9 protein-coding genes are annotated in these 15,445 nt (G+C 65.8%); 2 read left to right on the top strand and 7 right to left on the bottom strand.

Annotated elements, in window-relative coordinates:
• Window positions 1-110 precede the first annotated feature (110 nt).
• The 5 genes from Q9246_RS05785 to Q9246_RS05765 all read right to left on the bottom strand — a co-directional run bounded on the left by Q9246_RS05785 (window position 111) and on the right by Q9246_RS05765 (window position 5,995).
• Window positions 111-1,124, bottom strand: coding sequence for a glucokinase (locus tag Q9246_RS05785; RefSeq protein ID WP_306396134.1), 1,014 nt, complete (start codon window positions 1,122-1,124; stop codon window positions 111-113).
• Between the two features lie 166 nt (window positions 1,125-1,290).
• Window positions 1,291-2,235: a VTT domain-containing protein gene (locus tag Q9246_RS05780; RefSeq protein WP_306396132.1), complete on the bottom strand. Its 945-nt coding sequence runs from the start codon at window positions 2,233-2,235 to the stop codon at window positions 1,291-1,293.
• A gap of 91 nt (window positions 2,236-2,326) precedes the next feature.
• Entirely contained in the window at window positions 2,327-4,021 is a 1,695-nt protein-coding gene (locus Q9246_RS05775) for an ABC transporter ATP-binding protein (RefSeq protein WP_306396130.1), read from the bottom strand.
• 8 nt (window positions 4,022-4,029) lie between these two features.
• The gene (locus Q9246_RS05770; protein WP_306396128.1) at window positions 4,030-5,052 is read right to left on the bottom strand and encodes an ABC transporter permease; all 1,023 of its coding nucleotides are present in this window, start codon (window positions 5,050-5,052) and stop codon (window positions 4,030-4,032) included.
• Window positions 5,053-5,056: 4 nt separating this feature from the next.
• Window positions 5,057-5,995: an ABC transporter permease gene (locus Q9246_RS05765; protein WP_306396127.1), complete on the bottom strand. Its 939-nt coding sequence runs from the start codon at window positions 5,993-5,995 to the stop codon at window positions 5,057-5,059.
• Between the two features lie 547 nt (window positions 5,996-6,542).
• On the opposite strand from Q9246_RS05765, the gene Q9246_RS05760 reads away from it, so the two are divergent.
• Window positions 6,543-9,440, top strand: coding sequence for a TonB-dependent receptor domain-containing protein (locus Q9246_RS05760; RefSeq protein WP_306396125.1), 2,898 nt, complete (start codon window positions 6,543-6,545; stop codon window positions 9,438-9,440).
• Between the two features lie 63 nt (window positions 9,441-9,503).
• Here the strand turns inward: Q9246_RS05760 and aroG are convergent, their stop codons facing one another.
• A complete protein-coding gene (gene aroG, locus Q9246_RS05755) occupies window positions 9,504-10,562 on the bottom strand; it encodes a 3-deoxy-7-phosphoheptulonate synthase AroG (RefSeq protein ID WP_306396123.1) in 1,059 nt (352 codons plus the stop codon).
• A 409-nt stretch (window positions 10,563-10,971) separates the two neighbouring features.
• On the opposite strand from aroG, the gene Q9246_RS05750 reads away from it, so the two are divergent.
• Entirely contained in the window at window positions 10,972-13,845 is a 2,874-nt protein-coding gene (locus tag Q9246_RS05750) for a TonB-dependent receptor (RefSeq protein WP_306396122.1), read from the top strand.
• A gap of 114 nt (window positions 13,846-13,959) precedes the next feature.
• On the opposite strand, the gene tldD is transcribed toward Q9246_RS05750, so the two are convergent.
• A complete protein-coding gene (tldD, locus tag Q9246_RS05745; RefSeq protein WP_306396121.1) occupies window positions 13,960-15,420 on the bottom strand; it encodes a metalloprotease TldD in 1,461 nt (486 codons plus the stop codon).
• Window positions 15,421-15,445: the final 25 nt, after the last annotated feature.

Here is a 15,445-nt window from a genome sequence, read left to right as displayed (position 1 = left end):
GACCATCTGGCGCGCGAGCGGACGACGTCGTTTCTTGCAACTGGCGGCCATTGTAACCGATAAAACCCCGCTGTACACAAGGGGACAGCGGTATGCACCGCCGATTTGCCTCAAGCGGACAGTTTTTCCGACAAAATCGCCGACACGCCAAGGAATGCGGGGTACTCGGCGGTGATCACATAGGTCGGCACGGCGGCCAGGTAGGCCCTGAAGCGTCCCTTCTGCTCGAAGCGGGCGCGGAACGAGGAACGGTCGAAGCGCTCGCCCAGGCGCGGCACGATGCCGCCGCCGATATACACGCCGCCCTGGGCGCCGAGAGTGACGGCCAGGTTGCCGGCCACGGTGCCGAGCATGCCGCAGAAGGCTTCCAGCACCTCGTCGCACAGCGTGCATTCGCCAGCCAGCGCGCGGCGCGAGATCTCGGCCGCGCCCAGGCGCTCGTCCGGACGGCCGGCACGGTCGGCCAGCGCGCGGTAGATCAGCTCGACGCCGGCGCCGGACAGGAAGCGCTCGAACGAGACGTGCTCGAATTCGCGCCAGGCGTATTGCAGGATCGCGATCTCCTGCTCGTTGACGGGGGCGAAGCTGACGTGGCCGCCCTCGCTGCGCAGCGCGGTCCAGCTGTTGCCGCACGGGACCAGGCCGGACACGCCGAGGCCGGTGCCGGCGCCCAGCAGGCCCAGCGCCGCGTCAGGCTGCGGTGCGCCGCCGCCGACCTGGCGCTTCTGCTCGCCCAGGTGCGGCAGCGAACGGGCCAGCGCCGAGAAATCGTTCACTACCAGCAGGATCTCGAAACCGCATTCCTGCCGCAGCGCTTCCGTGGAAAATTCCCAGTGATGATTGGTCATGCGCACATAATCGCCATTCACCGGGTTGGCGATGGCGATGGCGGCATGGCGGATCGGCGCCGCGCTGATGGCCTTGACCGCCGCGCTGTCCAGGTAGGCGCGCATGGCCTTGCCCAGGGTGGCGTAGTCGGCGCAGGGCAGCACCTCGACGCCCTCGAGACGGTCCGGGCCCAGTTCCAGCACGAAGCGGCAATTGGTGCCGCCGATATCGGCCAGCAGGCGGGCGCCGCCGGCGTGCAGGCGGTCGGTCGATGGGAGGAACTGGGAGGCGGTCATGGTGCGACGAAAAGAAGAGACGGCCAAGCTTACTAAATTTTTTGCCCTCGCGACAAGTGTTTTCTGTAGTTTAGGTACACAACCTGCCACACGCGGCATGTGAACCATCCTCGCATGAGCCGACCGACGTAGTCGAACTACTTTGACAGCGGCGCGCGCGGGTCGTTCAGCAGGTCGCCGGATCGAGCTCGGGATCGGCCCCGCGCTGGGCGTTCCAGGCATCGAGCCCACCCTTGAGCGGACGGGCGCGATGGAAGCCGTTGAGCATGAACTGGCGCGCCACTTCGGCGGCGGTGACGTCGTCCGGGCAGCTGCAATAGACGACGATATGGCGGTCGCGGTCGAGCGACGCCATCAGGTGCTCGGGCTGGCAGGCGCGGAATACCACGGCGCCGGGAATCGGGGCTTCCATCTGCTGCGCGGTGAGACTGCGGGCATCGATGATGACCGGATCGTGGCCGGCGTCGATCAGGGCCAGCAGCTCGTCCATCTCGATGCGCTCGATCGCGCTGCGCGAGCGGTGGCGGCGGCGCTCGGCATACTTGAAGGCGATGAACAGCGCCAGCAGGCCGGCCACGATCGTGAGCGCGGTGCTGCCCATGGTCGACAGGGTATCGAGCACGCCGTCGACGCTGTTGTGGAACATGACGCCGAGCAGGATGCCGGTGCCGCTCCAGAGCGCCGCGCCGGTGACCGCATACAGCAGGAAGGGCCGGGCGTTGACGCCCATTGCCCCCGACAGCGGCGCGGCGATGGTATTGAAACCGGGGACGAACTTGGACACCAGCAGCGACTTGACGCCGAACTTGCGGAAGCGGTCTTCGGTCTGGTTGACGCAGGAATCGGGAGACAGGGAAATCTTGCACAGCAGCCGCAGGATGCGCTTGCCGTAGAAGCGGCCGGCGCGGAACCAGAAGGCGTCGCAGATCAGGCACGCCACGATGGCCGCCATCCAGACCAGGTGCCAGCTGACGTCGGCCGTGACCGATAGCGCGCCTGCCACGATCAGGATCGGGTAGGCGGGAATGGGCAGGCCGAACTGTTCGACGAGTACGATGCCGAACACGATCAGCACGCCATAGACTTGGATGAGTTCGGCAAGCTGGGGCATTTTTGTATATTAGCGCAATTGTGAAACCGGCACCGACACACCTTCTATTACCTTTGGCATAAGCGCAACGGTGGCGCCGGAAGCCGCCTTTTTACAATACACCACGCGGAATGGCTTTCAATAAGGACTGCGTGTACGGATGCTGCGGATTTTCGTACAGATCGTCGGAATCGGCCATTTCCACCACGCTCCCCTGGTGCATCACCATCACCTGGTCCGAGATGTACTTCACCACCGACAGGTCGTGCGAGATGAAGATATAGCTCATGCCGAACTCGTCCTGCAGGTCTTGCAGCAGGTTCAGCACCTGGGCCTGCACCGAGACGTCGAGCGCCGACACCGATTCGTCGCACACCAGGATCTCGGGTTTCATCGTGAGGCAGCGCGCGATCGCGATGCGCTGGCGCTGGCCGCCCGAGAATTCGTGCGGATAGCGGCCATAGGCGGCGTCCGGCAGCCCCACCCTGCCCAGCAACTGGCGCGCCAGCGCGCTGCGCGCCATCTCGCCCGCGCCGATCCCGTGGATGCGCATCGGCTCCTGCAGGATCTGGCCGACCGTGAAGCGCGGATTGAGCGAGGCATACGGATTCTGGAAGATGATCTGGATCCGGCGTTTATACGCCTGGTAGTCCCGGTCCGCCATGGCCAGCAGGTCGCGCCCCTCGAACAGCGCCGAGCCGCCGGTCGCGCGGTGCAGGCGCAGCAGGGTCAGGCCGACCGTGGTCTTGCCCGACCCCGACTCGCCCACCACGCCCAGGGTCTTGCCGCGGCCGAGGGTGAACGAGACGTCCCTGACCGCCTTGAACTCGCGCTTGCCGAACAGGCCTTCGCGCAGCCAGAAGCTCTTGGCCAGGTTCTTGACGACCAGCACCGGTTCGTCGCCGGGCGCCGTGCCGCGCACGCGCTGCGCCAGGGCCTGGCCCGGCGCAACGCGCCCGCCCAGGTAGTCGTCGATCACCGGCAGGCGCAGCGGACGCGCGTCGAGCGAAGGCCGGCAGTGCAGCAGTGCCCGGGTGTAGGCATCGGACGGCGCGCCGAAGACCTGGGCGGCCTCGCCCTCCTCCCTCACCTCGCCATGGCGCATCACGATCACGCGGTCGGCGATCTCGCCCACCAGGCCGAGGTCGTGGGTGATGAACAGCACCGCCATGCGGCGCGCGCGCTGCAGGCGCGCGATCAGTTCCATGATCTGCTTCTGGATCGTCACGTCCAGCGCCGTGGTCGGCTCGTCGGCGATCAGGAGCCGCGGTTCGCAGGCGATCGCCATCGCAATCATCACCCGCTGCTGCTGGCCACCCGACATCTGGCTCGGATAGGCGTCGATCTTGCGCGCCGGATCGGGAATGCCGACCTCTTCCAGTAATTCCAGGGTGCGCGCCCGCGCCGCGCGCCGGTCCATGCCCATGTGCAGGCGCAGGACTTCGCCGATCTGGTAGCCGACCGTGAACACGGGGTTGAGCGAAGACATCGGTTCCTGGAATATCATCGCGATGTCCTTGCCGCACAGCGCGCGCCGCTCGCGCAGCGGCAGGCCGAGCAGTTCGCGGCCGGCGAAGCGGATGCTGGCGCCGGGATGCACGACCGTCGTCTCCGGGGGCAGCAGGCCCATCACGGCCAGCGAGCTGACCGACTTGCCGCTGCCCGATTCGCCCACCAGCGCCACCGTGCTGTTGTCCGGCACGTCGAACGAGATGCCCCTCAAGGCCTCGACCGTGTTCTTCTTGTCGGTGCGAAAGGCGATGCGCAGGTCGCGTACCCGCAGCAATGGCTCCAGGTCCTGGGTCATGGTGGGTTTCATTTAATCTTTGGATCCAATGCATCACGCAAGGCGTCGGCGAACAGCGAGAAACTGGTCACCAGCAGCGCCATCGCGCTGGCCGCGGCCGCCAGCTGCCACCATTTGCCAAGGATAAGTTCATTCTGCGCCTCGTTCAGCATGCTGCCCCACGAGACGGTGCCGACCGGCACGCCGAAGCCCAGGAAGGAGAGGATCACCTCGGCCTTGATGAAGCCGACCACCAGGATCGACATCTGCACCAGCGCCACGTGCGAGACATTCGGCAGGATGTGGCCGAACATGCGCGACCAACTGGACGCGCCGATCGCATCGGCCGCCATCACGTATTCGCGCGCGCCATGCTTGATGTACTCGGCGCGCATCAGGCGGTAGGGTCCGGTCCAGCCGGTCAGGCCCAGGATCAGCACGATGGTGGCCACGCCTTTCTGCTGCAGCACGGCGGCGACGGTCAGGATCATCAGGATCGAGGGAATCGCCGTGAAGATGCTGTAGAACCAGTTGAACAGGTCGTCGACCCAGCCGCCGTAGAAGCCCGACACGGCCCCGAACAGCGTGCCCAGCGCAACCGCCACCAGGGCCGCCGCCAGGCCCACCACGATCGAGGTCTCGCCACCCTTGATCGTCTTCTTGACGATGTCGTGGCCCCACTTGTCGGCGCCGAACGGTAACGTCATGCGCTTGTCGACGGGCGGATGCGACTGCGCCACCTGCGCCTTCAACTCGAGCAGTTCGGCCGCCAGCGGATCGAAGTCGTTCGGCGCCGACGCCACGACGCGCGGCAACTGGGCCTGGGCCAATGCGCGCGCCGTGGCGTCGGCGCCGACAAAGGTCGGCGGCGCGTAATTGACCGCGACTTCGTCTTCCCAGTCGCCCGCCACCAGCCCGGTGGCGGAGAGCAGCACCAGCAGCAGGAAGGCGCCGACCACGGCCAGCGCCGCCATCGCGACGCGGTCGGCCCGCAGGCGGCGCCAGGCCAGCGTCCACAGGCCGGGAAAATGCATGTGCAGGGTCGTCGTCATGGGCTTACCTGAGCTGCACGCGCGGGTCGACTGCCTGGTACAGCAGGTCGGCCAGCAGGTTGAACACCATGGTCGCCGCGGCCACGTAGACCGTGATCGCCTTGATCACCGGGAAATCGCTGCGCTCGACGGCCAGGATCACTTCGCGGCCGATGCCGGGAATGCCGAAGAAGCGCTCGAGCAGGAAGGCGCCGATCAAGAGCGCCGGCAGGCTGGCCATCACGTGGGTGATGATCGGAATCGCGGCATTGCGCAGCACGTGGACCCAGACGATGCGCCCCTCCTTCAGGCCCTTGGCGCGCGCGGTGCGCACATAGTCCTGCCCCACTTCGTCGAGCACGAAGCTGCGGTACAGGCGCAGGGTCGGCGCGATCGAGACCGCCAGGCCGATGACGATCGGCAGCAGCGCATAGGTGAGCAGGTTCTCGCCCAGGCTATTGCCCCAGCCCTGGACCGGGAACAGGCCCCACTGGTAGGCGAACACATACTGGAACACGATGATGTAGACCAGGATCGAGATCGACATCCCGACCGTGCACGCCACCATCACCATGCGGTCGGTCAGCGAGCCGCGCACGAAGGCGATCGCCAGCGCCAGCGCGATGCCGAAGCCGGTTTCCAGGATGGTCAGCGGGACCAGCACCGTGAGCGACGGCCCCAGCCGGCTGGCGATGATGTGCGACACCGGTTCGCCCGTGCTCCAGGCATTGCCGAAGTCGAAGGTCAGGATCTGCTTGACGAAGATCCAGAGCTGCACGGTATATGGCTGGTCGGTGCCGAGCTGGCGCCGGATGTTCTCGATCGCGTTCGCATCGGCCATCTTGCCGGCCAATAGATAGGCGGGATCGCCACCGACCCAGTTGAACAAGAAGAACACCAGCAGCACCACGCCGGCCATCGTTGGCAGCATCTGCCACAGCCGGCGCAAGACATAAGCAAACATCGCACTCCCGAATTTGCGGATTGGACGAACGGACCGACTCCACCGATGCCGCCAGGAGACATTCAAGGCGGCAAGAACCGACACGATAGCGCATATCCCCACGCGCCGACAGACGCGCAATCTTATGCTCCGATAGTGTGAGGTTATTACCAGGTAATGACGCAACTATCACGAACTCGTATGAGAACCTTGCTCTAGCCTGGAGATATACATACGGCATGCTACGCAATTTTATTTCGCAAAAATAAAGTTTGATCGAACTAATTACCCGCCCAAACACTATTTTTCATATCTTATTCCACGTTTCGAGTTTTGTGACTTTTGTGTGACTAGCATCAAAATTACAAGTTGTAAAGACGAGTTATCAGTTAGTTGTATTTTTATCCCGTGCATACATTACAGATTGACACTGTCTATACGTCAATGTTTTTATTGCCAAGTAGTAAAAACATGCCACGCTTATTTCGCGTGGCGATTCGCTGACATTACTGGCCGCGCGACCCGCCGCCAGGTCTTACGGGGAAGACTGATTATGATGGTTGAAAACGTGTTATCTCGATCGATACGCCTGGCCTGCGCCGGCGGCCTGGTGGTCGCCGTCTCGGCAGCCCATGCCCAGGAAGCGCCACCCGCCGTCGAGTCGGCCCAGCGCGTGGAAGTGACCGGCTCGCGCATCGCGACCGCCAACCTGGAAAGCGTCAGCCCGGTGACCGTGGTCGGCGCCAAGGACATCGCGCTCGAAGGCGTGAAGTCGGTGGAGAGCCTGCTGAACAACCTGCCCCAGGTGTTCGCCGACCAGGGCGGCTCGATCTCGAACGGCTCGTCCGGCACGGCAACCGTCAACCTGCGCAACTTCGGCGCCGACCGCACCCTGGTGCTGGTCAACGGCCGCCGCCTGCCGGCAGGCAGCCCGCGCAATACCGCGGCCGACCTGAACCAGATCCCGGCTGCGCTGATCAAGCGCGTCGAAGTGCTGACCGGCGGCGCCGGCGCCATCTACGGTTCGGATGCGGTGGCCGGTGTCGTCAACTTCATCATGAACGACACCTTCCAGGGCGTGCAGATCGACGCCAACTACCAGTTCTACAACCACGACCAGAACGGCGGCCTGGCGGCCCAGGCAGCCCAGCGCCGCAACTACCCGCTGCCGGACGACGTCGGCGCCGATGCCAAGATCAAGGACATCAGCCTGCTGTTGGGCGGTAACTTCGCCGACGGCAAGGGCAATGCCACCCTGTATTTCGGCTACAAGAAGGAAGACCCGGTCCTGCAGTCGCAGCGCGACTTCTCGTCCTGCTCGCTGGACGGCTTCAGCTCGGGCAACGACTTCAACTGCGGCGGCTCCGGCACCAGCTTCCCGGGCCGCTTCATCACCGCCAACGGCGACCGCACCGTGGCCGACGCCGCCGGCAACGTCCGTCCGTATGTCGCCGCCACCGACCAGTACAACTTCGGTCCGCTGAACTACTACCGCCGTCCGACCGAGCGCTACACCTTCAGCGCCTTCAGCCACTACGACATCAACGAGAAAGTGCGCCTGTACACCGAGGCCAGCTTCCACGACGACAGCACCGTGGCCCAGATCGCCCCGTCCGGCCTGTTCGGCCTGGATGCCTCGGGCGCGAATGCGATCCGCTGGGAAAACCCGCTGCTGACCGATGCCTGGCGCAGCGCACTGGGCATGACCGGCCCCGGCGACACCGCCGACGTGCTGATCTTCCGCCGCAACGTCGAAGGCGGCGGCCGCCAGGACGACCAGCGCCACACCTCGTATCGCGGCGTGATCGGCATCAAGGGCGACATCGGCAACTGGCGCTACGACGCCTTCGCCCAGGTCGGCAAGGTGCTGTACTCGGAGACTTACTACAACGACTTCTCGATCGCCCGCAGCGCGCGCGCACTGGACGTCATCGCCGACGCCAGCGGCAACCCGGTCTGCCGCAGCTTCGCCAACGGCACCGACCCAAGCTGCGTTCCCTACAATATCTGGCGCCTGGGCGGCGTGACCCCGGAAGCGCTGAGCTACCTGCAGACCCCGGGCTTCCAGCGCGGCAGCACCTCGCAGACCGTGCAGGGCATCAACCTGTCGTCCGACCTGGGCGAATACGGCCTGACCATCCCTGGCAGCAATGAAGGCATCGGCGTCGCCTTCGGCTGGGAACACCGCACCGAGAAACTCGACCTGAACGCCGATGCGGCCTTCTCGACCGGCGACCTGGCCGGCCAGGGCGGCCCGACCCAGAGCGTCGCCGGCCAGTTCAGCGTGCGCGACTACTTCGCCGAGACCCGCATCCCGATCCTGCAGAACGTCCCGTTCGCCGACCAGCTGACCGCGACCGCCAGCTACCGCAAATCGGACTACTCGACCGGTCACAAGACCAATTCGTATGGCGTCGGGCTCGAGTGGGCCCCGGTCGAAGAAGCGAAGTTCCGCTTCAGCTACCAGCGCGCGGCGCGCGCGGCCAACGTCGTCGAGCTGTTCAGCCCATTCGGCCTGAGCCTGTTCGGCATGTCGAACGATCCTTGCGCCGGCGCCAACCCGAGCGCCACCCTGGCGCAGTGCCAGCTGACCGGCGTCACCGCCGCCCAGTACGGCAACATCCAGGACAGCCCTGCCCTGCAGTACAACCAGATCAGCGGCGGCAACCCGAACCTCGAACCGGAGACGTCGGATTCCTACACCCTGGGCCTGGTGCTGACCCCGACCCGCAACAGCTCGATCACCATCGACGCCTTCGACATGAAGGTCGAGGGCACGATCGGCGGTCTGCCGGCCTCGACCACCCTGACCCAGTGCCTGAACACGGGCGATCCGACCTTCTGCTCGCTGATCACCCGTGACCGCCTGGGCACCCTGTGGGCGCTGCCGGCCGCGCAAGTGGTCGCCACCAACCAGAACCTGGGCCAGATGTCGACCAAGGGCATCGACCTGGGCGCCAACTACCGCATGAAGATCGGCGCGTGGGGCGGCCTCGACCTGTCGCTGATGGGCACCTACCTGAAAGAGTTCATCCAGGAAGACTTCCCGGGTTCGGGCGAGTACGATTGCGCCGGCTTCCACGGCACCTCGTGCGGCACCCCGATGCCGAAATGGCGCCACAAGCTGCGCGCCGTGTGGGCAACCCCATGGCGTGGCCTGGAGCTGGGCGCGACCTGGCGCTATGTCCGCGGCACCAAGCTCGACCAGTCGAGCAGCAATCCGATCCTGGCCGGCGACTTCGAGCCAGCCGACGAACGCCTGGGCGCACGCAGCTACCTGGACCTGGTGGGCAACTACCGCATCAACGACAACCTCACCTTCCGCGCCGGCATGAACAATGCGCTGGACAAGGATCCTCCGGTGTCGGGCGTCGTCGCGGCCGTGTTCGGCAACGGCAATACCTATCCGCAGGTGTATGACACCCTGGGCCGTCACATCTTCCTGAACCTGACCGCCAAGTTCTAATCGTCATCGGTTGAAACAAGAAGGGCGCACCGCGGTGCGCCCTTCTTCATTTTCCGCTCTCGATTATTCCTGGCGCAGGCGGCGCTGACGCACCGCGGCCGCCAGGCCTTCCAGTACCCCGACGCTGGTGTCCCAGTCGATGCAGCCATCGGTCACCGACTGGCCATAGGTCAGCTCCTTGCCCGGCACCAGGTCTTGCCGTCCGGCGACCAGGTGCGACTCGATCATCACGCCGACGATGCGGTCGTCGCCGCCCGCGATCTGGGCCGCGATGTCGGCGCACACCGGCACCTGGTTTTCCGGCTTCTTGGAACTGTTCGCGTGCGACGCGTCGATCATCAGGCGGCTGGCCAGGCCCAGCGCTGCGATCTGCTTGCAGGCGTCCTCGACGCTGGCAGCATCGTAGTTCGGAGCCTTGCCGCCGCGCAGGATGATGTGGCAATCCTCGTTGCCCGAGGTCGACACGATGGCCGAGTGGCCGCCCTTGGTCACCGACAGGAAATGGTGCGGCTGCGAGGCGGCCTTGATGGCCTCGGTCGCGATCTTGATATTGCCGTCGGTGCCGTTCTTGAAGCCGACCGGGCACGACAGCCCCGAAGCCAGCTCGCGGTGCACCTGCGATTCGGTGGTGCGGGCGCCGATTGCGCCCCAGCTGACCAGGTCGGCGATGTACTGCGGGCTGATCACGTCGAGGAATTCGGTCCCGGCCGGCAAGCCCATCTCGTTGATGTCGCGCAGCAGCTCGCGCGCCATGCGCAAGCCGTCGTTGATGCGGAAGCTGTTGTCCATGTACGGGTCGTTGATCAGGCCCTTCCAGCCGACCGTGGTGCGCGGCTTCTCGAAGTACACCCGCATCACGATCTCGAGTTCGCCGGCGAAGCGCTGGCGCTCCTTGACCAGCCTGCGCGCGTACTCGATCGCGGCCTTCGGATCGTGGATCGAGCACGGTCCGATCACCACCATCAGGCGGTCGTCCTGGCCGTGCAGGATGCGGTGCAGGTCGATGCGCGCGCCGCTTGCCGTCTGCTCGGCCTGGGGCGTTACCGGGAACTCGCGGATCAGGTGCGAGGGCGGCGTCAATTCCTTCATTTCACGGATACGTAAATCGTCGGTGCGGGGCATGCTGGACTCCCTTTTCTGCTGTTCTGTGCTGGCTGGTATCGAGCCTGGAAATAAAAAAACCGCCATCGCTGGCGGTTTGTCTGGTTGCTGCCGGGACGTTTACTCCGCGTACCCGCCGCTACTCCACCGCCTGAGGCTGGAATGGCTAAAGTAAAAGCGGGTAAAGAAGAAATGGCGCATGGATCGTCCGTGTGTTGGTCGAATTGACTATAACAACAAGACATGAAGATTGGCAAGTCCTTTGTCCGTCAAACCCCGCTTGTACAGACAACAATCGGTTGCATTGAACGCACGCTTACATATCCCCTTCACGGGCGCTTTGCGCTGGATCAGCTTCTCAACGCAGGTCAATGCAACAGTCGGTTCAGATCCCGAGCGCGGTACCCATCCCATCGAAGGAGTCTCTACCATGACTGAAACCCTGCTTTCCCGTTCCGTCCGCCGCCTGTTCGCCGGCGGCGGCGCGGCCGGCCTGGCGCTGGCCGGCCCCGTGCTGCTGGCCATCCCCTCCCCCGCGCTGGCGCAAGAGGCCGCCCCGGCGCCCGTGGCCCGGGTCGAGATCACCGGCTCGAACATCCGCCGCGCCCAGGCCGAGACCGCGTCCAGCGTGCTCACCGTCAACCGCAACGACATCGAGCGCTCGGGCAAGACCACGGTCGCCGAACTGCTGCAGACGCTGGCGGTCGACAACCAGGGCTCGGTGCCGATGACCTTCGGCAGCGGCTTCGCGGCCGGCGCGTCCGGCATCTCGCTGCGCGGCCTGGGCACCGCCTCGACCCTGGTGCTGCTCAATGGCCGCCGCATGGCGCCCTACGGCCTGGCCGACGATGGCCAGAAGGTGTTCGCCGACCTCAACGTGATCCCGACCGACGCCGTCGAGCGCATCGAGATCCTCAAGGACGGCGCCTCGGCCATCTACGGATCGGATGCGATCGCCGGCGTGGTCAACATCATCCTGCGCCGCGACTTCCAGGGCAGCAGCGCGCGCGCGCTGATCGGCACCGGCGAGGCGGGCGACGGCCAGCAGCACAACCTGGCCGTGGCCTGGGGCTTCGGCGACCTCGAGACCGACCGCTACAATGTGCTGTTCAACGTCGAGTACAAGCACACGCAAGAGATCTGGTACCGCGACCGCGGCAACCGCGACTACATCGGCAAGGTCGACCTGCGGCCGTGGGGCTATTCGGCCCAGCAGGGCTTCGGCGGCACCGGCGCCATCCCCGGCAACAACCAGTCCGGCAATGCCATCAACGGCAACGTGCGCGACCCCGCCACCCTGAACTACTACAACCGCGGCACCCTGGCCGGGCCCGGCTTCACGCGCACCTTCCCCGGCGCCGCCTGCGCCAACTTCACCGACCACCCGCAGGGAGATCCGGGCGGCGGCTGCGTGGTCGACGCATCCTTCCTGTACAACCAGATCCAGCCCGACAGCGAGAACCTGTCGCTGTACAGCCGCGGCACGCTCAAGCTGCAGGGCAATACCGAAGCCTATGCCGAGCTCAATCTGTACAACAGCCTGGCGCGCTCCAGCACCACCCCGAACCCGCTCGCCGGCAGCGTCGGCTACCCCGGTGGCCCGGTCAGCAATGCCGGCGTCCAGTTCGGCGCCGAACACCCCGACAACCCGTATTTCGGCAGCGCGGCGCGGCTGCGCTACCTGCCGGTCGACGTCGGCCCGCGCGAATCCGACATCGCGTCGAACTTCGTGCGCGCGCTGTTCGGTGCGCGCGGCACCCATGGCGCATGGGACTGGGATACCTCGCTGCTGTATTCGCGCAGCAAGGTCGACAACGACCGCCGCGGCTACCTGCAGCGCGACGCCACCTTCGCCCTGCTCGATCCGTCGCCCGCCAACGTGGCGGCGGCCCAGGCCAATCCCGGCTACCGCGCGCTGCCGCCCGGCACTTACTGGCGCATCGCCGAGAACGCGGGCCTGAATGCGCCGGGGGTGTATGCCGCCCTGTCGCCGACCATCTCGAACGATGCCGAGACCGAGATCGCGCAGATCGACTTCAAGGCCTCGCGCGAGATCGGCAAGCTGGCCGGCGGCGCGGTGGGCGTGGCGCTGGGCTTCGAGCACCGCCACGAGTCGGCCCGGCTGGACCCGACCGCCGGCACCGAACGCGGCAACATCATCGGCCTCGGCTACTCGGCCTACGACGGCCAGCGCAACGTCACCGCGCTGTACGGCGAGGTGCTGGCCCCGGTCTGGATCGGGGTCGAGCTCACCGGCGCCATGCGCTACGACCACTTCACCGACGTGGGCGACGCCTGGACGCCGAAGTTCGGGGTCAAGTGGAACCCGCGGCGCGACCTGGCGCTGCGCGCCACCTGGGCCAAGGGCTTCCGCGCGCCGAGCCCGGCCGAGAACGGCGAAGGCGGGCTGGCGGCGTTTGCCAACGCCGACGATCCGGTGCGCTGCGCGCTGGGCGTGGAAAGCGCCTGCAACCCGGCCTCGGTGGCGGTGATCACCTCGCCCAACCCGGACCTGAGCCCGGAACGCTCGAAGAGCTGGAACGTGGGCCTGATCTGGGACCCGCTGCCGCGCACCAGCTTCTCGCTCGACTTCTGGCAGATCAAGCGCAAGAACGAGATCAACCAGGAGCAGATCGACAGCGCGATCGCCACCGGCAGCGTGGCGCGCGATCCGAGCACGGCCGACCCGGCGATCCCGGGCGACCCGGGCGCCATCACGGCGGTGCTGGCGCGCTATGTGAATTCGGCCGAGACCGAGGTGCGCGGCATCGACCTCGACGCGCGCCAGAGCTTCGGCCTGCCGAGCGGCTGGGGCACGCTGACCTTCGACGCCAAGTACACCTACCTCGACAAGTGGAAGCGCACCGAGCAGGACGGCACCACGCGCGAATACGCCGGCACCCACGGCAACTGCGACGTCAGCAACTGCATGGGCACGCCGGACCACAAGGTCAACCTGCGCGCCACCTGGGACCGCGCCAACTGGCGCCTGTCGGCCAATGTCAACTACCGCGGGCCGATCGACAACACCTTCTTCAAGGACGATCCCGAAGGCTGCGCCAGCCACTTCGCCAATGGTGACGACGCGCCAAGCGATTGCGAACTGGCCTCGTTCACCACGGTCGACCTGGTGCTGCGCTGGAAGCCGCAGCCGCGCTGGGAAATCTATGGCTCGATCCAGAACGTGTTCGACAGGCAGGCGCCGCTCGATCCGCTGACGTATGGGGCGGTGTCGTACAACCCGCTCGATTACTATGGGGCGATCGGGCGGTACTTTACGCTGGGGGCGAAGTATTCGTTCTGATCTGGTGATCGTTGGACGCGTGGACGTTCGTAATTCAGGCCACTGGCCTGAATTACCCCGTCCACCCTACGTGGGGTGGACGGCTCTGCCGTCCACGCGTTCAAACGATACCGGTCAGGCCGTACCGCCCACCGTCACCCCATCGATGCGCAGGGTTGGCTGGCCAACACCTACCGGCACGCTCTGCCCTTCCTTGCCGCACACGCCCACGCCCGAATCCAGGCGCATGTCGTTGCCGATCATCGAGATGCGGTTCATCACGTCCGGGCCGTTGCCGATCAGGGTCGCGCCCTTCACCGGATAGGTGATCTTGCCGTCCTCGATCATATAGGCCTCGCTGGCCGAGAACACGAACTTGCCGTTGGTGATATCGACCTGGCCGCCGCCGAAGTTCGCCGCGTACAGGCCGTTCTTGACCGAGGCGAGGATTTCTTGCGGGTCCTTGTCGCCGCCCAGCATATAGGTATTGGTCATGCGCGGCATCGGCAGGTGAGCGAACGATTCGCGGCGCGCATTGCCGGTGATCGGCATCTTCATCAGGCGCGCATTCATCGTGTCCTGGATATAGCCTTTCAGGATGCCGTCCTCGATCAGGGTCGTGCACTGGGTTGGATTGCCCTCGTCGTCCATGTTCAGCGAGCCTCGGCGGTCTTGCAGGGTGCCGTCGTCGACCACGGTCACGCCCTTGGCCGCCACGCGCTGGCCGATCATGCCGGCATACGAGGACGAGCCCTTGCGGTTGAAGTCGCCCTCCAGGCCATGGCCGACCGCCTCGTGCAGCAGCACGCCGGGCCAGCCCGGTCCGAGCACGATGGTCATCGGGCCAGCCGGCGCCGGCCGCGCTTCCAGGTTGACGCAGGCCGATTTCACGGCCTCGGTGGCGTAGCGGTCCAGCACCTCGTCGCTGAAATAAGCATAGTCGTAGCGCCCGCCGCCGCCGGACGAACCGACTTCGCGCCGGCCGTTCTGCTCGGCGATCACGGTCACCGACACCCGCACCAGCGGCCGGATGTCGGCCGCCAGCACGCCGTCGCTCCGCACCACCAGCACCACATCGTATTCGCCGGCCAGGCCGGCCATCACCTGGACCACGCGCGGATCCTTGGCGCGCGCCATTTTTTCCACGCGCTCGAGCAGTTTCACCTTCGCGGTCGCGTCGAGCGAGGCCAGCGGGTCGTTGGGCAGGTACAGCGAACGGCCGCCGGTCGGCAGCGTGCTGCCGGCGACCTTGATGCGGCCGGCGCCGGCGCGCGCGATGGTGCGCGTGGCGCTGGCGGCGTCCAGCAGGGCGCGCTCCGAGATCTCGTCGGAATACGAAAACGCCGTCTTGTCGCCCGAGATGGCGCGCACGCCGACGCCCTGGTCGATCGAGAAGCTGCCGGTCTTGACGATGCCTTCTTCCAGGCTCCAGCCTTCGCTCTTGGTGAACTGGAAATACAGGTCGGCATAGTCGACCTTGTGCGTGAACATCGTCCCCAGCGCGCGCAGCAGCTTGCCCTCGTCGAGGCCGAAAGGCGTCAACAGCACGTCGCGCGCGACGGCGATGGAGGAAAGATTCGGTTCGAATGGAGTCATGGTTGCGTTTGGTCTTTCATGGGGA

Source organism: Telluria beijingensis (assembly GCF_030770395.1).
Lineage (GTDB): Bacteria > Pseudomonadota > Gammaproteobacteria > Burkholderiales > Burkholderiaceae_D > Telluria > Telluria beijingensis.
Note: the sequence above shows the minus strand (reverse complement) of the source record. Positions and strands in the feature narration are given on the sequence as shown.

Bases quoted from the DNA above. Each gene is read 5' to 3' on its own strand.
- tldD (WP_306396121.1), bottom strand. From the start codon at position 15,420: ATGACTCCATTCGAACCGAATCTTTCCTCCATCGCCGTCGCGCGCGAC.
- aroG (WP_306396123.1), bottom strand. From the start codon at position 10,562: ATGCCCCGCACCGACGATTTACGTATCCGTGAAATGAAGGAATTGACG.
- Q9246_RS05785 (WP_306396134.1), bottom strand. From the start codon at position 1,124: ATGACCGCCTCCCAGTTCCTCCCATCGACCGACCGCCTGCACGCCGGC.
- Q9246_RS05780 (WP_306396132.1), bottom strand. From the start codon at position 2,235: ATGCCCCAGCTTGCCGAACTCATCCAAGTCTATGGCGTGCTGATCGTG.
- Q9246_RS05770 (WP_306396128.1), bottom strand. From the start codon at position 5,052: ATGACGACGACCCTGCACATGCATTTTCCCGGCCTGTGGACGCTGGCC.
- Q9246_RS05775 (WP_306396130.1), bottom strand. From the start codon at position 4,021: ATGACCCAGGACCTGGAGCCATTGCTGCGGGTACGCGACCTGCGCATC.
- Q9246_RS05750 (WP_306396122.1), top strand. From the start codon at position 10,972: ATGACTGAAACCCTGCTTTCCCGTTCCGTCCGCCGCCTGTTCGCCGGC.
- Q9246_RS05765 (WP_306396127.1), bottom strand. From the start codon at position 5,995: ATGTTTGCTTATGTCTTGCGCCGGCTGTGGCAGATGCTGCCAACGATG.